Annotated in this window: 29 protein-coding genes; 27 read left to right on the top strand and 2 right to left on the bottom strand. The window is 46.8% G+C overall.

What is annotated here, in order from left to right; all coding sequences use genetic code 11:
• Window positions 1-13: 13 nt before the first annotated feature.
• The 24 genes from msrB (EG849_RS10005) to EG849_RS09895 all read left to right on the top strand — a co-directional run bounded on the left by msrB (EG849_RS10005) (window position 14) and on the right by EG849_RS09895 (window position 16667).
• Window positions 14-454 carry a peptide-methionine (R)-S-oxide reductase MsrB gene (gene msrB / locus EG849_RS10005; RefSeq protein ID WP_125012987.1) on the top strand — a complete coding sequence of 147 codons (441 nt, stop codon included), beginning with the start codon at window positions 14-16 and terminating at the stop codon, window positions 452-454.
• Between the two features lie 25 nt (window positions 455-479).
• The gene (msrA, locus tag EG849_RS10000) at window positions 480-938 is read left to right on the top strand and encodes a peptide-methionine (S)-S-oxide reductase MsrA (RefSeq protein WP_125012946.1); all 459 of its coding nucleotides are present in this window, start codon (window positions 480-482) and stop codon (window positions 936-938) included.
• Between the two features lie 18 nt (window positions 939-956).
• Complete coding sequence (gene msrA, locus EG849_RS09995) at window positions 957-1496, top strand: peptide-methionine (S)-S-oxide reductase MsrA (RefSeq protein WP_125012945.1); 540 nt, start codon at window positions 957-959, stop codon at window positions 1494-1496.
• A gap of 300 nt (window positions 1497-1796) precedes the next feature.
• Window positions 1797-2072: a GNAT family N-acetyltransferase gene (locus EG849_RS09990; protein ID WP_233581776.1), complete on the top strand. Its 276-nt coding sequence runs from the start codon at window positions 1797-1799 to the stop codon at window positions 2070-2072.
• 168 nt (window positions 2073-2240) lie between these two features.
• A complete protein-coding gene (locus EG849_RS09985) occupies window positions 2241-3800 on the top strand; it encodes a protein adenylyltransferase SelO (protein ID WP_125012944.1) in 1560 nt (519 codons plus the stop codon).
• 27 nt (window positions 3801-3827) lie between these two features.
• Window positions 3828-4184, top strand: coding sequence for a bacillithiol system redox-active protein YtxJ (ytxJ, locus tag EG849_RS09980; protein WP_125012943.1), 357 nt, complete (start codon window positions 3828-3830; stop codon window positions 4182-4184).
• A gap of 7 nt (window positions 4185-4191) precedes the next feature.
• A complete protein-coding gene (locus tag EG849_RS09975; RefSeq protein ID WP_125012942.1) occupies window positions 4192-4479 on the top strand; it encodes a DUF427 domain-containing protein in 288 nt (95 codons plus the stop codon).
• A 653-nt stretch (window positions 4480-5132) separates the two neighbouring features.
• Window positions 5133-5492, top strand: a complete 360-nt coding sequence (trxA, locus tag EG849_RS09970; RefSeq protein ID WP_125012941.1) for a thioredoxin — start codon at window positions 5133-5135, stop codon at window positions 5490-5492.
• Between the two features lie 120 nt (window positions 5493-5612).
• A complete protein-coding gene (gene msrA, locus EG849_RS09965; protein ID WP_125012940.1) occupies window positions 5613-6143 on the top strand; it encodes a peptide-methionine (S)-S-oxide reductase MsrA in 531 nt (176 codons plus the stop codon).
• Window positions 6144-6290: 147 nt separating this feature from the next.
• A complete protein-coding gene (locus EG849_RS15610) occupies window positions 6291-6494 on the top strand; it encodes a hypothetical protein (protein WP_158611937.1) in 204 nt (67 codons plus the stop codon).
• Window positions 6495-6498: 4 nt separating this feature from the next.
• A complete protein-coding gene (gene msrA / locus EG849_RS09960; protein ID WP_158611936.1) occupies window positions 6499-7140 on the top strand; it encodes a peptide-methionine (S)-S-oxide reductase MsrA in 642 nt (213 codons plus the stop codon).
• A 36-nt stretch (window positions 7141-7176) separates the two neighbouring features.
• Complete coding sequence (msrB, locus tag EG849_RS09955; protein ID WP_125012938.1) at window positions 7177-7626, top strand: peptide-methionine (R)-S-oxide reductase MsrB; 450 nt, start codon at window positions 7177-7179, stop codon at window positions 7624-7626.
• 272 nt (window positions 7627-7898) lie between these two features.
• Window positions 7899-8360, top strand: coding sequence for a carboxymuconolactone decarboxylase family protein (locus EG849_RS09950; protein WP_125012937.1), 462 nt, complete (start codon window positions 7899-7901; stop codon window positions 8358-8360).
• Window positions 8361-8370: 10 nt separating this feature from the next.
• The gene (locus EG849_RS09945; protein ID WP_125012936.1) at window positions 8371-9321 is read left to right on the top strand and encodes an aldo/keto reductase; all 951 of its coding nucleotides are present in this window, start codon (window positions 8371-8373) and stop codon (window positions 9319-9321) included.
• A 562-nt stretch (window positions 9322-9883) separates the two neighbouring features.
• Window positions 9884-10837: a thioredoxin-disulfide reductase gene (gene trxB, locus EG849_RS09940; RefSeq protein WP_125012935.1), complete on the top strand. Its 954-nt coding sequence runs from the start codon at window positions 9884-9886 to the stop codon at window positions 10835-10837.
• 185 nt (window positions 10838-11022) lie between these two features.
• Window positions 11023-11556: a carboxymuconolactone decarboxylase family protein gene (locus tag EG849_RS09935; protein WP_125012934.1), complete on the top strand. Its 534-nt coding sequence runs from the start codon at window positions 11023-11025 to the stop codon at window positions 11554-11556.
• A 163-nt stretch (window positions 11557-11719) separates the two neighbouring features.
• Window positions 11720-12172 carry a thioredoxin family protein gene (locus tag EG849_RS09930; RefSeq protein WP_199732269.1) on the top strand — a complete coding sequence of 151 codons (453 nt, stop codon included), beginning with the start codon at window positions 11720-11722 and terminating at the stop codon, window positions 12170-12172.
• Between the two features lie 89 nt (window positions 12173-12261).
• Window positions 12262-12780 (top strand): peptide-methionine (R)-S-oxide reductase MsrB, encoded by a 519-nt coding sequence (msrB, locus tag EG849_RS09925; RefSeq protein WP_125012933.1) that lies wholly within the window; start codon window positions 12262-12264, stop codon window positions 12778-12780.
• Window positions 12777-13091: a hypothetical protein gene (locus EG849_RS09920; RefSeq protein ID WP_125012932.1), complete on the top strand. Its 315-nt coding sequence runs from the start codon at window positions 12777-12779 to the stop codon at window positions 13089-13091. Before msrB (EG849_RS09925) ends, EG849_RS09920 begins: the two co-directional genes overlap by 4 nt.
• Window positions 13092-13120: 29 nt before the next feature.
• Window positions 13121-14125, top strand: a complete 1005-nt coding sequence (locus EG849_RS09915) for a type I glyceraldehyde-3-phosphate dehydrogenase (protein ID WP_125012931.1) — start codon at window positions 13121-13123, stop codon at window positions 14123-14125.
• 94 nt (window positions 14126-14219) lie between these two features.
• Window positions 14220-14681 carry a peroxiredoxin family protein gene (locus EG849_RS09910; RefSeq protein WP_125012930.1) on the top strand — a complete coding sequence of 154 codons (462 nt, stop codon included), beginning with the start codon at window positions 14220-14222 and terminating at the stop codon, window positions 14679-14681.
• 141 nt (window positions 14682-14822) lie between these two features.
• The gene (locus EG849_RS09905) at window positions 14823-15149 is read left to right on the top strand and encodes a thioredoxin family protein (RefSeq protein ID WP_125012929.1); all 327 of its coding nucleotides are present in this window, start codon (window positions 14823-14825) and stop codon (window positions 15147-15149) included.
• A 76-nt stretch (window positions 15150-15225) separates the two neighbouring features.
• A complete protein-coding gene (msrA, locus tag EG849_RS09900) occupies window positions 15226-15717 on the top strand; it encodes a peptide-methionine (S)-S-oxide reductase MsrA (RefSeq protein ID WP_125012928.1) in 492 nt (163 codons plus the stop codon).
• Window positions 15718-15836: 119 nt separating this feature from the next.
• On the top strand, window positions 15837-16667 hold the full coding sequence (locus EG849_RS09895; RefSeq protein WP_125012927.1) for a helix-turn-helix domain-containing protein: 831 nt from the start codon (window positions 15837-15839) through the stop codon (window positions 16665-16667).
• Here EG849_RS09895 and EG849_RS15605 read toward each other — a convergent pair.
• Complete coding sequence (locus EG849_RS15605; protein WP_158611935.1) at window positions 16651-16824, bottom strand: hypothetical protein; 174 nt, start codon at window positions 16822-16824, stop codon at window positions 16651-16653. The genes EG849_RS09895 and EG849_RS15605 overlap by 17 nt on opposite strands.
• A 567-nt stretch (window positions 16825-17391) precedes the next feature.
• Between EG849_RS15605 and EG849_RS09890 the strand changes: the two genes are divergently transcribed.
• Together EG849_RS09890 and EG849_RS09885 are read left to right on the top strand one after the other, a co-directional pair.
• On the top strand, window positions 17392-18300 hold the full coding sequence (locus EG849_RS09890) for an AraC family transcriptional regulator (protein WP_125012926.1): 909 nt from the start codon (window positions 17392-17394) through the stop codon (window positions 18298-18300).
• Window positions 18301-18442: 142 nt separating this feature from the next.
• Window positions 18443-19315 carry a helix-turn-helix domain-containing protein gene (locus EG849_RS09885; RefSeq protein WP_125012925.1) on the top strand — a complete coding sequence of 291 codons (873 nt, stop codon included), beginning with the start codon at window positions 18443-18445 and terminating at the stop codon, window positions 19313-19315.
• 73 nt (window positions 19316-19388) lie between these two features.
• Here EG849_RS09885 and EG849_RS09880 read toward each other — a convergent pair whose 3' ends face one another.
• Window positions 19389-19751 carry a winged helix-turn-helix transcriptional regulator gene (locus EG849_RS09880; RefSeq protein ID WP_125012924.1) on the bottom strand — a complete coding sequence of 121 codons (363 nt, stop codon included), beginning with the start codon at window positions 19749-19751 and terminating at the stop codon, window positions 19389-19391.
• Between the two features lie 113 nt (window positions 19752-19864).
• On the opposite strand from EG849_RS09880, the gene EG849_RS09875 reads away from it, so the two are divergent.
• Window positions 19865-20611 carry an SDR family NAD(P)-dependent oxidoreductase gene (locus tag EG849_RS09875; protein WP_125012923.1) on the top strand — a complete coding sequence of 249 codons (747 nt, stop codon included), beginning with the start codon at window positions 19865-19867 and terminating at the stop codon, window positions 20609-20611.
• The last annotated feature ends 315 nt before the right edge of the window (window positions 20612-20926 follow it).

Raw genomic sequence — 20926 nt, 5'->3', positions numbered from 1 at the left:
CATGGAAAATAAAATGCTCAATTGGAGTGACATATTAGGTTTTGCGGATATGGGCAACCCAATACCGGACAGGAGGGTGGAAAAATCGGACGATGAATGGATGCAGCAACTGTCCGAGCAAGAGTTCTACATCACACGGAAAAAGGGGACAGAGGCTAAATTTTCTGGCGAACATTGTTCGGGCTATGAGCCAGGAAAATACGGATGTATCTGTTGCGACAATGAATTGTTTGATTCGGGTGAAAAATTTGATTCCGGTACGGGCTGGCCAAGTTTCAGGCTGCCGATCAAGGAGAATGCGATAAGATATCAAAGGGACGGCTCGTTTGGAAGGGCGAGAATCGAAGTGATGTGCAATGTCTGCGACAGTCATCTCGGGCATGTTTTTCAAAGCGGTCCACAACGCAGCGAATTAAGGTTTTGCATTAATTCGGTATCGATAAAGAAAATGTAGGAGCATAATATTAAAAATAGTAAAGATGAAAAATGTACAATTTGCCACATTTGGGGGAGGCTGTTTTTGGGGTGTTGAAAAATTTCTGCAAGAAATCCCTGGCGTGATAGACGCGGTTTCCGGCTATGCAGGAGGGGATCTTGTTGATCCTTCGTATACCGATGTCTGCGGAGGGCGTACGGGGCATGCAGAGGTCGTGAATGTAGAATTTGACGCAGCGGTGATTTCCTACAGCCTGCTGTTGGAAAAGTTCATTTCAAAATATGGAAAGACATCGAGTTCCAATCTGGATTCTGTCTCACAATACAGATCTATCGTACTCTACCGGGATAGTGAGCAGGAAGAAGCGACAAAAAAAGTATTCGCAAAAATTGAAGCAAACGGCGGAAAAAAAATAGCAACGCAGATAGCCGCATTGGAGAAATTCTATCCGGCAGAAGATTATCATCAGGATTATCATGGCAGTTGTAGGAAGGAGGCCTAACTTGTAAAGAATATATATATGAAAACAATGCAATCAGCCACATTCGGCGGAGGCTGCTTCTGGTGTGTTGAAGCAGTGATACAAGGACTTAAAGGCGTCGTGAAGGTGGTTTCGGGCTACACCGGTGGAATTACCATCGACCCAACCTACAAAGACGTCCGCAATGGAGATACAGGCCATGCGGAGGTCATCCAGGTAACTTTTGATCCAAGCATCATTGCTTATGACGAATTGCTCGCAATTTTTATGGTAACCCACGATCCAACAACATTGAACAGGCAGGGAGGTGACTATGGAATGCAGTACCGATCGGTGATATACTATCATGATGCAGGCCAGAAAGCGGCAGCAGAAGAAGTATTGGCACTTATCAACCCAAGTTTCGATAATAAGGTAATAACGGAGCTTAGCCCGCTCGGAATCTTTTATACTGCGGAAACGCATCACCAAGACTATTACAGGAAAAACAGCAATGCAGGATACTGCAAAGCAGTGATCACTCCAAAGGTAGGGAAGCTGAGAGAAATGTTTGCGGACCGATTAAAAGAAAACGAATAAGATATCATCTTGATTCAGTGCTACTGCCATTGGTTGCAGTGGGTAATTGATCTACAGTCAAAGCAGTAAGGCGATTACCGGAGTAATTTTACCACTGATAGTGCGATGGTACATCTTGAGCACGCGGGGTAGTTTTTTTATAATTGGTTAGGTTAATTGATGTATTCTCCCAGGGTTAAAACTTTGGGAGATTACTTTCACTAAAAAAAATGGGAATGTTGCATACAGATTACAGCCCAACCGGCTTGGCAATCCTGCCGGAAGTGGAATAATTTGAAAATATACTTAAAAGGATAAAATATGGAAACATCAGAAATACAACATTATCCGGACTTAAAAATCTTTGTAATGAAAGTCGGCGATGATTTTGCCAGAATTAAATACGAGGAAAAGGACAATTGTTTTTATCTGACACACTCCGAGGTGCCCGACCACTTGAGAGGGAAGGGAATTGGCAAAGAACTTGTCGAGAAAACTTTTGATTATCTGCATCACAATAAAATCAAGGCGATCGCAGTTTGCTCCTATATCAGGGCGATTGCTGTGAGAAGCAACAAGCTCCATTTGCTTGCATAAAAGATAACCACCTCATGAGAAAGGAATTTGAAGTCGAAAGATCGGAAAGCCCGTTACAGCAAATGATAATTGTATCGGGGGGCATGTCCATATTGCGGAATTCGTTACACTGGATAATGGAATCTGTACCATGCCTGCCTGAAATGCAGCTATAATTTAAAACCAACTATAATGAAACTGGATATCAACGATACATTTGCTAAAGAATTGCCAGCAGACCAAGATGAAACAATCTCAAGACGCCAAGTCCTAGGCGCCTGTTATTCCTATGTGAGCCCCAGGATGCCGGCTAATCCTGAACTGGTGCATTATTCTGACGAGCTGGCCAAGGAACTCGGCTTGGAAAACGATACATCTTCTGCAGCATTTTTAGGCTTGGTTTCTGGAAGGACAGTTTATCCGGGAACCAGTCCGTTTGCGATGTGTTACGGAGGACATCAGTTTGGAAATTGGGCAGGACAGCTGGGTGATGGCAGGGCCATTAATCTTTTCGAGATGGAGCATGGGGGCAACAGCTGGGCAGTGCAATTAAAAGGTGCCGGCGAAACGCCTTATTCGCGGACTGCCGACGGGCTGGCAGTTTTGCGCTCATCGGTAAGGGAGCATCTATGCAGTGAGGCCATGCATCATTTGGGAGTTCCAACCACGCGGTCTCTTGCATTAGTGCTTTCAGGAGACCAGGTTCTCAGGGATATTTTATACGATGGCAACCCAGAGTATGAAAAGGGTGCGATCGTTACCCGGGTTGCCCCAAGCTTCATCAGATTTGGGAATTTTCAAATCCTGGCATCAAGAAACGATGTCACCAACCTGAAGCTCCTTGCCGATTACACGATCAGACATTTTTTTACCGGGATCAGTTCTGCAGGAAAAGAAAAATATCTGGAATTCTATCAGGAAGTGGCCGGCAAAACCTTGGAAATGGTTTTGGATTGGCAACGTGTAGGTTTTGTCCATGGTGTTATGAATACAGACAATATGTCAATTCTCGGCTTGACGATCGATTACGGACCGTATGGCTGGATGGAAGATTTTAATCCGGATTGGACGCCAAACACGACAGATGCACACAAAAGAAGGTACCGCTTCGCCAACCAGCCACATATTGCACTGTGGAATCTGGTACAGCTTGGAAACGCTTTGTATCCATTGATTCAGGACGTGCCCGCAATGGAAAAGATATTGGATGATTGCAACAGCCGTTTTGACACACGGTACCATCAGATGATGCAGGCCAAGCTGGGTTTGGTAGGTAATTACGACGATACGCTGCACGATGAATTGCAGACGGTATTAAAAGCATCCGAAACCGACATGACCATTTTCTACAGAAATCTTTCCAATGTCTCAAAGTCCGATCTTGCGGCCGATGCCCTGGAAAAAGTCCGCGATGCCTTTTATAAGCCCGAAGAAATACGTGGCAAGATAAAGGCAGGCTGGATCAGATGGTTCACCATATACCTGGAAAAAGTAGGTCGTGAGCCCATATCGGATAAGGTCAGAAAAACCAGAATGAATCTGACAAATCCCAAGTATGTCTTGCGAAACTACATGGCCCAATTGGCGATAGATGCGGCGGAGAATGGAGACTATGCCGTCATGGAGGAATTTTACGCCCTATTGAAAAATCCTTATGGCGAACAGGCAGAAAACGAGAAATGGTTTGCAAAAAGACCTGAATGGGCAAGGCACAAAGTTGGCTGCTCCATGTTGTCCTGCAGTTCCTAGTATATACCAATAATAAATAATACAACCATGGAGACAAACAAATGGAAGTCCATTACCACAGAGAACGATGTTTTGGATATTATAGAGAAGTCGGTCGCAAGGGCTCAAATTATTTTCAAGGATAGCGTCAGTTGCGGTATAAGCGCCTTTGCAAAGGAAAGGCTTATTGACGGCTTTGGACTGATTGAAAATGTAGCCGACTTCAATTATCTGGATCTACTTTCCCACAGGGGTGTTTCAAATTTTATAGCAGCTCGATTGGAAGTGATACACCAATCACCGCAGATTATTGTTCTGGTGGACCGTAAAGCTATTTACAGGGATTCGCATCACAGCATTGATGCCAAGAAAATAGCAGAGAAGATCACTAATTTTATAAAATGAGCAAACTATGAAAGCAGTATTTAACAATCAGATTATTGCGCAAAGCGACAAGACTGTCTCGTTTGAGGGAAATACCTATTTCCCAAGGAGTGGAATAGTTGAAAAATATTTCAAGCCAAGCAAGCGAAGTTCGGTTTGCGACGAGAAGGGGGTTGCACAATATTATAATATTGAAGTCCACGGTGAGTTCAGGGACGATGCTGCATGGTGCTATCCGGAAGTTTCGGAATATGCCAAAGCGATAGAAGGCTATGTAGCCTTTTGGAAAGGCATAAGGATATCGCACGATCTTTAGACTGCTTTCGTCACATTTTAAAAACCTAGGAGAAATTCCGGCCCCGATGAGCGTTCTGCTGCCAGGACGACAGCAGTGCCCCTACAGTCACACTTTACCGCCGCTGGGACAAACGTTGATATTGTCAGCATAAAGTGCGCGTGCATGGCAAAGGGTAAATCAATATTCATCTTCACAAAAACGCTACAAAAATAAAGGTAACATCCAGGTCATGGCTTCGATATTACCATCATTTCCTATCCTACATACATTTTGCCGAAAGCCGCCGGCTAAAATTGCGACAGCGTATGCCCGGGACCCATCCTTTCCCGGCGACGCAATCTTATCAATGAGCACCTCATGCATCGTTTCCGATATTTTCTCAATTCTTGGTAGAAGATCTCCCAATGCCATATCAGTTAGGAGATAACCAGTATCTTTCTGAAAGATAGATGATTATATAACGGTACAGCTATCGTCGAAACGAAACATCAGCAAGGGCGGACTGATGAATTGCATCGAAACATCCGATAGCAGTTCCGCTAGATACTTCCTTTTAAATAAAAATTAAAAATAATCTGTAAGGAACTGTTCATTTTTTATACTAAGCCTTTAAAGACGAAGAAAGCGTAGCTGTCATTCCTCTTTAAACAACCTATTAAAAACATTTTATTATGAAAGCAATTAGCAACAACACAGAATTTGAACAAATTATTGCCGGCGAAAAACCGGTAGTCCTTGACTTTTATGCAGACTGGTGCGGTCCTTGCAGGGCGTTACTGCCTGTACTGGAAGCCGTAGAAACCGACTATGCCGAGCATATCGTGGTGGCAAAGGTCAATGTGGACCAAAATCCAGAGCTGGCGGCAAAGTTTGGCGTTAGGAGCATCCCGGCCGTTTACCTGATGAAAAATGGCGCCGTGGTAGATCAGTTCACAGGTGTCCAGGGCAGACCTGAAATCAACAAGAGAATTGATCATCTGATTTCCGCAGACATCGACAACACCAGCAAATTAAATATTATGCCTCATTAAGGGATGGGTTAACACTGTAGGAATTCAGCGCGGGATATCAGAGATGCCTGCGCTGAATTATTTACTGTCTTTACGTTAACATGCGTTATGAAGGTATTAAAAGTAACGGTGAGCTAAGATATGAAAAACAAGACTGTAACTTTAGGCGGTGGGTGTTTCTGGTGTACAGAAGCCATTTTCAGGGATACCGAGGGAGTGCTTGGCGTGAGGAGTGGTTTTAGCGGCGGATTCATCAAGAACCCTCCGTACAGGGAAGTCCGTACCGGGCGTACCGGGCATGCGGAAGTAATCCAGATAAGCTACGATCCTGAAAAGATCAGCCTGAGGGAACTTCTGATGATCCACCTGACGACACACGATCCAACCACATTAAACGAGCAAGGTGCCGACAAGGGCAGCCAATACCGGAGCATTATTTTCTACGGCGACGATGACGAGAAGGCAATTGCTGAGAAGGCAGTTGAGGAGCTGCAGCACAGCTACAATGATCCGATAATCACCGAATTGCAGCCCTTTACGGTATTCTACCAGGCGGAAGACGACCATCAGAATTATTATGCGGAAAATCAGGAGGCATATTATTGTCAGATGGTCATCGCACCAAAACTAGCAAAATACAGGGAAAACCTTAGCAGATATAAAGGAGATTGAATATGTGATAGGGCCATGACGGATTTCCATCCTGGCTTATATCTCGAAAGAAATGTAAGGTTCAGGGCGTTGATACGACAAAGAGAATGGGGCGGAATTGCACAATGCAGCATGCCCAGATGATATTCAAAGCAAAATAGGATTACAATGGATAAGATAACCGCGGAAATTTACCAACAGGAACCAGGGCGATACATCCTGGTATCGGGCCATGAGCAAGGTGCGCCTACGTGCTCGTTCGGCAACGTGCAGCAATGGGTCGGATATGACACTACTGATAAGAAATTCATCAGGTTTACAAAATCAGTTTTCAAGCAACTTGTTCAACAGAAAGAAAATGAAACAAAATAAATATATGAAATCAGCAAAAATTATACTGTCCGCATTTATGCTAGTAGTAGGCATCAGCAGCTGCATCAACAGTACTGGGAATAAATCCCTGAGTGAAAAATTGACCGTTGCCGATAATCAGGAAAAAAAGGACAGCACCAGTATCATCTATTTTGCCGGGGGATGCTTCTGGGGGACGGAACACTTCTTCAAGCAGGTCGAGGGCGTTACGGCAACCGAAGTAGGTTTTGCCAACGGTCATTCTGAAAATCCGAGCTATCAGGATGTGATCCGCAAAGAGACGGGATATGCTGAAACGGTAAAGGTGACATATGATCCCAAAAAAGTTGAGTTGGACCTCCTGCTGGATCTGTATTTTCTTACGATTGACCCTACGAGCCTTAACAAGCAGGGAAATGACAGGGGTGACCAGTACCGTACGGGCATCTATTATACATCAGAGCAGCAGCTGCCGTTTATAAATGAAAGGATAAAGTCAGAGTCCTTAAAACACAGCAATCCCGTAGTGGTAGAGGTTACTCCGATAAAAAAATATTTCAAGGCAGAAGACTACCATCAGGATTACCTTGAAAATAATCCCGGCGGATATTGCCATATCAATCCTGCGCTGTTCAAGGTCGCGAAGGATGCCAACAAGAAAAAATGATCAATACTATATAACATAACCTAAAAAACAGAAATTATGCTTAACTGGAACAATGTGCTTTCATTTGCCAATAATGGCAATCCTGCACCGGACAAAAGAGTTGAAAAAACTGAAAATGAATGGAAAGAACTCCTTACTGCTGAACAATTTTTTGTGACGCGTCAACATGGTACTGAGCGTTCCCACAGTCACGACCTTTGCAGAAGCTGGGACGCCGGAATCTATTCCTGCGTATGCTGCAACACGCTGCTGTTCGACTCTACGGAAAAATTTGAATCTGGAACCGGCTGGCCAAGCTTCACGCAGCCCATTAAGGAGAATAGTGTCAAGTACATCAAGGACAGTTCTTTCGGCATGGTCCGCATAGAAGCCCAGTGCAATGTGTGCGATGCGCACCTTGGACACGTATTTCCTGACGGCCCTGCGCCGAGCGGGTTGCGCTACTGCATGAATGGCGAGGCGCTGACCAAAGAGGGAAAAGAGTAAGGGAAATAATTACGTTTGCAGAATGACAGGCAGAAGTGTAATTGTTTTGGATCGAAACCGGTATCAAAAGATACAATGCATGAGAGTTCCGGGGCTTCGTGCCTGATTGCACGGCCACGAACACCATAACCCATGTAATAGAAAAACAAATGTTGTATCGGGAATAATTTTGAAAACCCAGGCTTTGGGTCCAACTGGTTCCAAAACTAAACTTGGTTTATTTGCCGCTTCTTGCTTTTTCTTACAGAGAATTTTGCTTAAATCTGAAAATTATGGATGACATTAAATTTAAAAATATCCGTTTTGATCCCGAACAGTCTCCCTTTGATAAGCTGGCGGGGAAAATGGCTTATGCTTTCGGATATAAGGCTGAATTGGGCACGGACAGAGGCCTTGCCCAACTTCTCCGCCTGCGTGTGGCCCAGAAAAATGAATGTGCATACTGCATAATCCTGCACGCGCAAAGGGCAAGGGAAATAGGCATCCATCATGCCAAGGTAGACAACATATCATCCTGGTGGAACAGCCTGCTGTTTACCGAAAAGGAAAAAGTTACGCTGGCCTACTGCGATGCACTTACAGTCGGCACGCACAAAAATTTCCAGCAGTACCATGATGCGATGCGCGAATATTTTGATGAATCGGAAATCGCCGAGATTGCCGCCATCGTTATAAATATGAATGTCTGGACACGTTGGAAATTGGCACAGGGCCAAATGCCACATCTCAAATAAACTGGAGCAAATGGAAGGTATAGGGCTTGGAACAGCGGCGATTGGCCGTCCGGTTTACATAAACATCCGACATGAAAAACCGGGAGAGGTCCTGTCCGTTCCTGAATTCAGGAAAAGGGGCCTCGCGATATTGGATGACGCATATAGAAATGGCGTCCGGTTTTTCGACACCTCGCCGGGCTATGGCCTGGCAGAATCGCTCCTTATGGAATGGCTCAGGGGAAAGGACGATCCCCGTATCAGGGTCGCTACAAAATGGGGCCTTAGCTACGCGGCTAATTTTGATAGGCATGCAAAGGTGCACGAGATAAAGGAGCATACCCTAGAACGGCTCGATGCGCAGTGGGCGTTTTCAGAAAAACTATTGCCCTATCTTACGACATACCAGATCCATTCAGCCACTTTAGAAACCGGAGTGCTTGATAACAGGGACATACTCCAGCGCCTTCACCATATCAAGAAAGAACACAATATCCGCATTGGACTCACAACCACGGGAGCGAACCAGGTTGAGGTACTGAAAAAGGCCGTAGATATTATGGTAGAGGACGAACCCTTGTTCGGCTCATTCCAGAGCACGTACAATATCATGGAGCAGTCCCTGCTACAGATGAAAGAAATTTTTGCCCAAACCAACACGCAGCTGATAATCAAGGAATCCTTAGCGAATGGGCGCCTGATGCCCGGCTTGCCATCCAAGGAACATAATGGCCTGTACAGATACATAACGACCCTGGCAGAACAATATAATGTTGGGGCTGATGCCATCGGCATCCGGTTCTGCCTGGATAGTTTTCCAGGGGCACTGGTCTTGAGCGGCGCCAGCAGTTCTGACCAGCTTCATTCCAATCTGGAAGCAAAAACTTTCAAGCTGCATGAAGATGAGCTGGAAATGCTGGGGAGTTATAAAATTGAACCGGCAACGTACTGGGACCGGAGAAAGCAACTGCCCTGGCAATAGCCCAGCACCACTTCTAGAATCGCCATACCAGGCCAGCCCAACAGAATCTTTAAAACGTTCCAAAATTTGGCCGATCTAATATAGGACTTCAGCATTCTTACCAGACCCTGCATGCCTACCAACTTCGGCACTTAAGCGGATCCCTCCCATAGTGGATAGTCAGATTATCATACCATTTGGAACAGCCTGCAAGGTCAGCCATACAAAGTTCAAATATCCTGTAAGGAATCATCTGCTGTGGCGACTAAAATTGCAGAGGATCGGAGGCGGTTTATTGGTGGAAAAATTTGGGCTTTTATACCAGCACATCAACCCCGCCGACTATGCTAAAATCTAATGTAATGAGAAACAGTTTTAAATTATTGATCTGGATCTATAAATTATGTGTCATAGCATTTATGACGGCATTGGTTATTGGCTTTTGCAGAGCGATGATTGAAGAGTTGACGGTAAATCAAGCGCGCACAGGGCAGGGGACTGCAGACGTAGGCAGATTGCCGATGAAAAAGCTGCATCGATCGCATAATATTATGAATAGTAACATCACTAAATACCAATAGATATGGAACAGGGAAGCGAACACGTCAAATGCATGATCATTGGCTCGGGGCCGGCAGGATACACGGCAGCAATCTATGCGGCCAGGGCAGATCTGGAGCCTGTCCTTTACACGGGCCTGACTACGGGAGGCCAGCTTACACAGACTACCGAGGTTGACAACTATCCTGGCTACCCAGACGGGATTATGGGCATTGACATGATGGAAAATTTTCGCAGGCAGGCTGAAAGGTTTGGTACCGACATCAGAAATGGCATAATTACCGCGGTAGACTTTTCAGCCCCGCCATACAAGGTCACGACGGACGGCCAGGTAACCATCCTTTGCGATTCGGTGATAATATCAACCGGGGCGACAGCGAAATGGCTGGGCCTTGAATCCGAGCAGATGTACAATGGCAAGGGCGTATCGGCATGTGCCACATGTGACGGCTTCTTTTTCAAGGGGCAGGATGTCGCCATCGTCGGCGCTGGCGACACTGCTGCTGAAGAAGCAACGCACCTTGCCAAGCTTTGCAGGAAAGTGTACATGCTTGTGCGAAAAGGTGAGCTGAAAGCCTCCAAGGCTATGGCGCATAAGATAGAGATCACTCCGAACATAGAGGTGCTGTACCATACGGAAACCACGGAGATCCTGGGAAACGGCAGGGCTGTTACCGGGGTCACGATATACAACAACAGTACCAATGCGTCAGGGTTACTGGATGTTACCGGCTTGTTTGTAGCCATTGGCCACAATCCCAATACGGGGGTATTTAAGGACTGGATAGAAATGGATAACAACGGTTATATCCTTACGGCTCCAAAATCTTCCAGGACCAATATACCAGGGATATTCTGCTGCGGCGATGCGCAGGATCCTACCTACAGGCAGGCGGTGACCGCTGCCGGCAGCGGATGCATGGCGGCACTGGACTGTGAGCGATTTCTATCAGGCATCGAACACGGGTCGAAATAATGCGGATCCATTTCTTCGCACTTCCGAAGACCGATTACGCCGTCCGTCTTTGACAACGCTCTCAAATATTCAATAACAATACCTATATGTAAGGTTTTCAAGCTAAAGCGGACCAAGTAAAAAAGGAGGGATCGATAGGAGCTTCCGAACCGGAAACAAATCACTAATATTAAAATGAAATAAAAATGGAAAATGTAACCAAGGTTCCTACAAGGGAACAGGTAAGTCCCGCAAATCAGGAAATTTTTGACACCCTCAAGAAGTCATTGGGCTTTGTCCCGAACCTTTATGCCACCATCGGCCACTCAGGAAATGGCCTAGCCAGGTATCTGGCCTATCAGAATGCCAAGACCTCGCTTTCCAATAAAGAGAAGGAGGCCGTCAATCTGGTTGTAAGCCAAGTAAACGGATGCGTTTACTGCCAAAGCGCGCACACAGTCCTGGGCAAGATGAACGGGTTCAACGATGAGCAGATATTGGATCTTCGCAAGGGCCGCAGTGAAAACGAAAAGCTCAATGCGCTGGTTCGGCTTGCAGCAGAGATTACCGAAAACAGGGGCCGTGTCGATGCCGGAAGCGCGGCAGCGTTTTTCCAGCAGGGCTATACCAATGAAAACCTTGTGGATCTGGTACTCCAGATCAGCGACAAGACCGCGATGAATTACCTGCACAATATGACAAAAATCCCAGTGGATTTCCCGCAAGCCCCAGAATTGTAAAGACGCGAAACCATTGAATACTTTTAATGTGGCGGCAATTTCAATTCCGGATACGCGTACGATAGAGGTTGCGGCATCCTGAGAATTATGGGAATTTCTGAACGGGAAATGATACTGGTGCTCCTTTCAGCCCTATTGCAGCGACAATCTAAAAAATAATATCATGAAAAATTTAAAGTTCAGCGCACTCGTCGTTACGGTCCTTTTTTTCGTATTGCTCGCGCCCGTGTGGAAAGCCTCTGCACAGATGAAGAAGACTGCAGCTACTGAAATAAGCTTCACCACGAAAGGGTACAGGCAGGCGCTGGTACTTGCAAAGACATCTCGCAAGAAAATATTTATTGACGCTTATGCCACGTGGTGCGGGCCATGCAGGCAATTGCAGAAGACTACCTTCAAGGATGCAAAGGCGGCAGCCTACTTCAACAAAAATTTCATCAACCTCGCAATTGATATTGAAAAGGGCGAGGGCACCGACCTGGCAAAAAGATGGAAGATTGAAGCCCTTCCCACACTGCTTATCCTTGACGAGAAGGGAAATATAATAGCCGACCATGTTGGTTATGTCGATGGCAACGGGCTGATTGAATTTGCAAAGCAGGCATCGGTCAGGTGATAAGTCTAGCAGGTACGGGAAAGCCTGCAGTGCGATTTTTCCCAAGCCGGTTAGAGCCAATATAGTATCAACTAAAAAAAAACAAAGGCATGAAAAAAATAATTTTGGGCTGCATAATGGCAGCGATTTCAATTGGGGGCTACGCCCAGAACCTTAAGTCGGACAAGGGACACAAGAAGAATCCATATTATTCGACTACCGATACAAAGAAGGTGAACATCTCAAACGCGGAGTGGAAGAAAATACTGCCAGCGGATCTGTATGCCGTAGCCCGGGAAAAGGATACCGAACGGCCCTTTACGGGGAAGTATCTGAAAAGCAGTACAAAAGGCACCTACTACTGCGCTGCCTGCGGCAACAAGCTGTTCAGATCAGATGCAAAGTTTGCCAGCAGTTGTGGCTGGCCAAGCTTCTATGAGCCGCTAAAGAAGAACAGTGTAAGGTATCAGGAAGACGGGTCCCTTGGAATGAGCCGTACCGAGGTACTCTGCGGGCGATGCGATGCCCACCTCGGGCATATATTTGACGACGGTCCCGCCCCGACCTACAAAAGATTCTGCATGAATTCCATCAGTCTTGACTTTGATCCTGACAAGACAGTACGTTGATAGGGGCTGCTCGCGTGCGAGGAACGGATGCCACCCCCTGGCATCAAGCATTCACAAATGAATTCGATATTGGCCTGACCCAGGCCATAGCCTTATGGCCAAAGGTGGCTGTTTTAGCCGCAGAAAAGGCTTGGAGATGGGAATGGCCAGTAATAGAAAAGAAGGTAATACTTCTTTTTTTTATTTTTTGTAAGGTTTGCATGCTTGCCGCTACCAAGTCATTAGAAGCACCGGCGATCGGGGGGATAAAGAAAAGCGCTACAATGGCGTTTCCGGAGCGTCAGATTATTTTTATTTACGGGGATAATTAAAACAGAACAACAATTAAACACATATCATTATGAAAAGAATAGCAATCAACGGATTCGGCCGCATAGGCAGGTCAGCACTGAAGGTAATTTTCGATACCACCGACCTGGAGGTTGTTGCCATAAACGATCTGATGGACATAGAGAATGCAGCGTACCTTCTAAAATATGACAGCAACTATGGAAAATATGCAAAGGATATCAGACACGAAGGCAATAGGATCTTTGTCGGTGAGAAGGCCATCATGTATTCAAGCATCCGTGATATTACAGGCCTGCCCTGGAAAGACCTCGATATTGACGTGGTTATTGAAAGCACGGGCCTGTTCACAAGCCAGGGTGATGCGGAAAAACATATTTCGGCAGGTGCCAGGTCGGTGGTGATTTCGGGTCCTACCAAGGACACCCCTACGGTGGTCCATGGCGTAAATACGGAAACGGGCAAAGTCTCCATTTTCTCCTGCGCGAGCTGCACAACGAACAGCATCAGTCCAATTATCGAAATACTGGGCAGGAGGCTTGGTATAAAGAAAGCGATACTTAATACCATCCATGGCTATACTGCTTCGCAGGCCCTGGTTGACGCTCCGTCAAAAAGGGAGCCTAGAATGGGCAGGGCAGCTGGATTCAACATTGCGCCCGCTGCTACCGGTGCGGCAATAGCCACAACAAGGGTACTGCCGCAATATGATGGAAAATTTGACGGCATTGCGCTAAGGGTGCCAGTTCCCGTAGGCTCAATATCCGACATTACTTTCATCGCCGAAAAGGCAACGACCGTTGAGGAGATCAATCAGATACTGACCGAGGAATGCGCTACCGCAAGGTATGAAAAAGTAGTTGCGGTAACATCGGATCCGTTGGTATCGACTGATATCATCGGGAGTCCTTTCGCCGCAACGATAGATTTGGAGATGACAAGGGTTGTCGACGGTGACCTGGTGAAGATAATGGCCTGGTATGACAACGAGTGGGGCTTTACCCATCAAATGATCAGGCAGATACAATCCATGTTTTCGGATAGCCATGCACATTGACGGCTGCAGGTGAATATTATTGAACGTAACAAAAATCTAGTCTGATATGATTCCCCGGCAGTTTAGACCGGGGTTTGATCTAAAATAATCTTATATGGAAATCTTAAACAATGAAATCCAGCCATGGCATCTGGAAAGCGTGGGAAGCGACAAAGTACCGAATCCTTCGGACTTCAGGGGAAAGCCGCTACTGATATTGTTTTTCTATCTGGGGTGCCCAGGTTGCACGGGAAGGGCCATACCGTTTGCAAACAGGATGGTATATGAGCATGGCGAAAGGATCAGCGTACTGGGCATCCATAGCAATTTTGAAGGACCGGAATACAGTGACGAAGAGATTGCGGGAAAACTGCAGTCATTGCACGCAAGATTTCCTTTTTTCAGAGATTCCGGACTTGCCACCACCTTCCATGATTACCAGGCCGCAGGGACACCGCACTGGATACTTCTAGACAAAGAGGGAAAGGTTATACGATCGATATTTGGCTCAGACCCTGACCGTGCACTGCTGCGGCTGGATTATGCAATCATTGAAGAAACAGGAATTGTTCCCTAGATGAAGACTGCCATCTGCGGCGGCCTGTCTTTCTTCAAGTTGGGAAAAAATGCCAATACGTCGGGTAAAACCGATAAGACGACAGCTGCAGTTAAATAGTAAATTTGTACCATAAAGGAACAATAATTTAAAACACTAACAATGAGGATTATTAATGACATGCAGGAATTCGATCAGGTAGTTGGGCAGGGAAATATTGTCATCGCAGATTTTTATGCAGACTGGTGCGGACCGTGCAAGGCGCTGCTGACAACATTGGACAGCCTCTCTGTAGAATTTGAAGGGAGGGCGGATGTAATAAAGGTCAATATTGACGACCAACACGAGCTCGCTTCCCGATTCGGCATAAGGACCGTTCCTACGGTAGTCTATTTCCAAAACCAGAAGGTGGTGGACAAGACGGTGGGGCTTCCAACAGTGGGAGAATTGCAGGCCAGGGTAATGGCAATGGAAGCCAATAAGAATTAGGATGTGCAATCCATAAGGGTTGATGAAAAAATTGCAGCTTCTTGAACAAGTAATAATTATAAATAAATATAGAAACATGGAAAATTTAAAAAAAGCATATGTGGCAGGTGGCTGCTTCTGGGGAATGGAAGATCTATTTCGTGTGCGCCCCGGCGTGAAAGATACTGAAGTTGGCTATCTGGGAGGCCTGAATGATAATCCTACTTACAGGAACCATCCCAACCATGCCGAAGGCCTGGAAATTACATACGATGCCAATGAGACATCGTACAGCGAAATATTGGATTACTTTTTCAGGATCCATGACCCGAGCACTGTGGACAGGCAGGGCAATGACAGGGGTTCCAGCTATCGTTCGGCACTGTTTATCCAGGACGATGAGCAAAGGAGCGATGCGATGGAAATGATCCGGATAGTTGACGAATCAAAAAGATGGCCAGGGAAGGTGGTGACCACGCTGGAGCCCTTCACGAAGTTCTGGCCCGCCGAAGACGACCACCAGGACTATCTGGTAACGTATCCCAACGGATATACCTGCCACTTTGAGAGATTCGGGACCTTCCTGTAGGCCCGCTTCAAGTAATCAAATTGTGCAAATCCCAAGTGTATATGTGGTAGTGTTGAGTGCCCTATTCCATCAGAAGGGTTTAGGGCCCGGCACAGATTTTAACCAAAGAAACAGAAACGATGATTTATCAAGGAAGGCAGAACGAATATTTTGAAATCCAGACCGTGGATGATAAAACATACAGGAGCTACAGGCCTATTGTGAGCGGTGCCTTACAGCTCTTGTGGTTTTTATCTGATGGCAACAGGATCACCATAGACGGGATATCGCACAACTTTGATGCAAATCAGATCATCAGCCTCTCGCAGCATCACCAGGTGCAATATGAGGCGATAAGTTCCATGAAGATGCTGCGTTTCAATGCGGAATTCTACTGCGTGCTGAATCATGACAGTGAGGTAGGTTGCAAGGGCATACTCTATTATACACCGGCCAAGATTCCAGTGGTACGGATTGAGGGGAATGACCTTGCGGTAATGAATGATGCGTGGGATGTCACCGACATGGAGCTTGAAATGAAGGACAGCCTGCAGCTTGAAATGCTCCAGATGCAACTGAAGCGGGTGCTGATACTCTGCACGAGGATCTACAAGAAGCAGGACAATATGGCCTGCATAGATGACAGCCAGCACGATCTGGTACGAGAGTTTAATTTCCTGGTAGAAAAACATTTCAGGGAATTCCACGGGGTAGCGCACTATGCGGCATTGCTGCACAAATCACCCAAGACAATTACAAATACCTTTAACAAGATAGGAGAGAAATCTCCGCTACAGGTTATCCACAATCGGATATTGTTAGAATCGAAAAGGCTGCTGCATTACACTAAGAGGGATATTTCTGAGATCGCCTATGAGCTAAATTTTGAAAATGTACAGGGATTCAGCCGTTTTTTCAAGAAACAGACAGGGATTTCACCCTCTGATTTCAGGATTAGCTTGGAGAAGTGAGTTCATATCTTGCGGACGACTGGCCGCAAGCGGCCTGATCATCTGGATGGTGCAAGGCAACGGTCGATAATATTAAGGAAAGAGAAACGCTTAAAGCTTTGCTTCGGATTTGGAAATACCAGGCCGTTGGTACACCTGCCGCCCACCAGGAAAGCACAACCAATTCAGGTCTGACACGTGGGTTCGCAGGTTAGGTAAAACCAAAACTAAAACACCGCAAATAGATGTCTTGGCGATAAAGCCCATGATCGGATTTCGTATCCATTGCAGCAGATCAACCATCAATGCCCCGGCCCGATACGTTTGGAAAATTTAAGGATTGTAATTTTTTACAAATTGCGATCACCCGGGACATATGCCTCCTCCTACGACATGCCATTATGATGTTACAGACAGTAATATCAAGCTACAGGGATGTATCACTGTAGGAATAGGCAATTTTCTAAGACTAATGTGCATTTGCCGAAGAGTCTGTTAGTCTACATTTAGTGACAAAACGTGCTGCGCCAGCTTGCTGTAAAACGAGCTGTGTATGAATATGTTGGAAATTTGAGAAGACGCCGGCAAGGTTTTCATGCTGCTTATCTTGTCGTTGATTTCCCTTTGCAAACCGCATCCGTTTTTAAATAGCAACCAAATCTTGTAATTCCATCAAATATTGGCAGCGTGTGCCATTGGCCGTGCGTTGGGGCCAATTGATTACAGGTGTAAAAAATAGTATGCCATGATCCCGCAAGAACATAACAATGAACTACTTGCACTGATAAGCAAGCATGCCGTTAGGGACGGCCTGACACAGACCAAAATACCTGGGGTATCACTGTTCAGGTCTTCGGTAATGGACGTGCCGGTTCCGTATTTCTACAACCAGTGCCTGTGCATCATCGTACAAGGAGAGAAAGAGGTGATGCTTGACAACGAGATTTATCGCTACATGCCCTCCCAATACCTTACAGTTTCAGTCGATCTCCCGCTGATGTACAGGATAACCAAGGCATCAAGGGCAAAGCCAGCGCTGCTGATGAAAATTGACATCGACCTCAAGCTTCTCTCTGAATTGCTGCTGCATACCAATCTGAATGTAGGGGAAACACCCACGACCAAGAGGGGAATATTTGTTGGGGAGTTCGACAAACCCATGCATGACAGCGTCCTAAGGCTTGCAAGGCTGATGAATTCGCCGGCGGATATCCCAGCGCTGGCGACCCAGACCATGCGTGAGGTGCTTTATCGGGCCCTGTGCAATGATTATGGAGACGTGATTGCGCAGATAGCGAGGAAGGGAAGCCGCATGGAGAGCATCGCTAACGCCATTCGCAAGTTGAAAAAGGATTTCCGTCAGACCATAACTGTGGAGGAGCTCGCCGAGGTGGCCCACATGAGCGTCTCTTCATTCCATTCCCATTTCAAGTCCGTCACTGCCATGAGCCCCCTGCAGTTCCAGAAATCGTTGCGCCTTATTGAGGCACGCTCCATAATGATATCGCAGGATATAGATGTTGCCAACGCCGCGTTTTGGGTCGGATATCAGAGTCCTTCACAATTCAGCCGAGAGTATGCGCGGAAGTTCGGGCGCCCGCCGGCCAGGGATGTCAGCATTATCAGGCAGCAGCAGTCTGAGACGGAGCAATAGCAATGCGCCCCGGGTATCCTGCAGGCATTAGGTACGCGGAGGCTTTTTACGCGCCAAAATCGACCGAGGATAGCTCCGGCCCAATGATAAAATTACGGGGATTCGATCAACCACGTTGGTTATCGGCTTAAACTCTAAAAATATGATCTACCTGGGAAAACATAACGAATATTTTGAATTTCACGCTATCACATCCCATAGCCAGAAAGGCCTGCGTCCTATGGTCCATGGTACGCTGCAGCTCCTATGGTTCCATTCGGATGGCAGCAGGCTGACAATAGACGGCATTGCGCATACCTTCGGTCCGAACCAGATTATTGCCCTGTCGCCATTCCATCGTGTACGGTATGATAGTGTCAGTTCATTTAAGCTGCTGCGTTTCAACGCTGAATTTTATCGCATGCTGAAGCGCGACGGCGCAACTTGCCGCACGGGCTTGCCTTTCCAGGCCAGGATAAGTATTCCGATGTTGCATGTTGAAGCTGCAGAAGTCAATGCGATGGATGACGCCTGGCAGATAGCCGACATGGAACCGAATCTTGGAGGCCGCCCGCAGGTTGAAAGGCTGCAGATTAAGCTGACAGGCATCTTGGCACTGTGCACCCGCCTCTGCAAAGAGCAGCGCATGGAAGGTAGGGATGACGGGCAGCATGTCCTGGTTCAAAAATTCAACTATCTCGTAGAGCAGCATTTCAGGCGCGAGCACGGAGTTTACTATTACGCCAGCGTACTGAACCGGGCCCCCAAGACGATTGCCAACCGATTCAAGGAGATAGGAGAGAAGCCACCGCTTCAATTGATACATCTCCGCATCATGGTAGAGGCCAAGAGGCTGCTGCGCAACAGCAAAAAAGATGTGTCGGAGATCGCATACGAGCTCGGGTTTAAAAATCTGCAGGGCTTTAGCCGTTTCTTTAAGAACCAGTGCGGGATGGCACCTTCCGACTACAGGTCATATCCGGTCGAAAGGCATAAGCAACGTACCGCTTCAATTGAGGCTGGTTCACGACAGTGAACCCAAACATATCGCGTGGGAGCTGCCAACAGGTTTTGGCAAGACAAAATCGGACTGGGGAAATGGAGGGTAGCTAGGATTCCAGCCTGTGGAATTTTCCCTCGCAGCTCGGCACCCTTCTTTCATGCTGGTCGTTCCACGACTTTATATGTTCCAGTATCGGAAGGAAGGCCAGCCCCTTGTCGCTGAGCCGGTATTCGACCCTTGGAGGGATTTCCTTGTAGGCGACGCGAAGGACAATGCCATCTTCCTCAAGTTCTTTGAGCTGCTGTGTAAGTACCTTGCGGGTAATATTGGGAATGATGGCATCGAGCTGGCCAAAGCGGATTGTCCTGGATTGCATCACATAGAGTATTATGGGCTTCCATTTACTGCCCACGGTGCCGATTGCGCGGGTGAGAGAACATTGCGAAATGCAGAATCTTTCGTCCTTCATAATTATAATTTTCTGGTTACCAATTGGAAACCACTATTCTTTAAAAGTGTATACAATGGATACTATCGATAGTATCTTTGTGATACAAATATAAATATTTAATTCTTAAAATCATGAAATTACAAGACAAGGTAGCGTTGGTTACGGGCGCATCAAAAGGAATCGGAGCAGGAATTGCCAAGGCGTTTGCCAAGGAAGGCGCAAGAGTGGTGATCAATTACGCAACGGACAAGGCCGGGGCAGAGAAGGTCGTCGCAGAGATTGTCGGAAATGGCGGAAGTGCCCTGGCAGTCCAATGCGATGTGACAAAGAGCGAGGATGTGAAAAGGCTCTTCAGCGAGGCGGCCAATGCATTTGGCGGGCTGGACATTCTGGTCAACAACGCAGGGGTCTTTGCATTCGAACCGTTGGAGGCGGTTTCCGAAGAAAGCTTCCACAGACAGTACAATACCCATGTACTTGGCAACCTGATGTGTTCGCAAGAAGCTGTGGGGATGTTCGGAGAACGCGGCGGCAGCATCATCAACATCAGCTCCACGGTAAGCATAAATCCGATGCCCGGCCTTATCGTATACTGCAGTGCAAAGGCGGCTGTAGATACCTTCACAAAGGTCCTGGCCAAGGAACTGGGACCAAAAAATATCCGTGTGAATACCATAGCTCCAGGCGTTACCGACACTGAGGGCAACCACACGGCGGGGATCATAGGCGGGGATCTTGAGAAGCAGATGGTTTCGATGACGCCACTTGGGCGTGTCGGACAGCCAGAAGATATCGCAAGGGTAGCCGTATTCCTTGCCTCTGATGACGCCAGATGGGTGACAGGAGAAAGGATTACCGCCAGCGGAGGCCTGCTATAATTGGAGGATTGTATACTATTAGTGTCTACAGTGTCTGTACTGACATCTGATCGGACATTGGTGTGACGGTGCTTGCCGGCACATAAAATGGCCGATTTCTGATTGGGTGGCATCGAAATCGTTCTGGTTTGGGTCTGGTATGCAGGGAGTATTTCTCCCTGCATCGATGACTGCTATTTTTTTGGTATCCAGGCTTCCATAGTCGCGCACTGCCTTTTCAAGCTTCTGCGAATCCGTACCCCGCATCTTTTCTTTTAACCTCTGTAGCACTTCGGTCGGATCCTCGGCAGGCTGATCCAAGATTGTTTACCAGGG

The sequence above is a fragment of the Flavobacterium macacae genome (assembly GCF_003865365.1).
Taxonomy (GTDB): Bacteria; Bacteroidota; Bacteroidia; order Flavobacteriales; family Flavobacteriaceae; genus Flavobacterium; species Flavobacterium macacae.
Note: the sequence above shows the minus strand (reverse complement) of the source record. Positions and strands in the feature narration are given on the sequence as shown.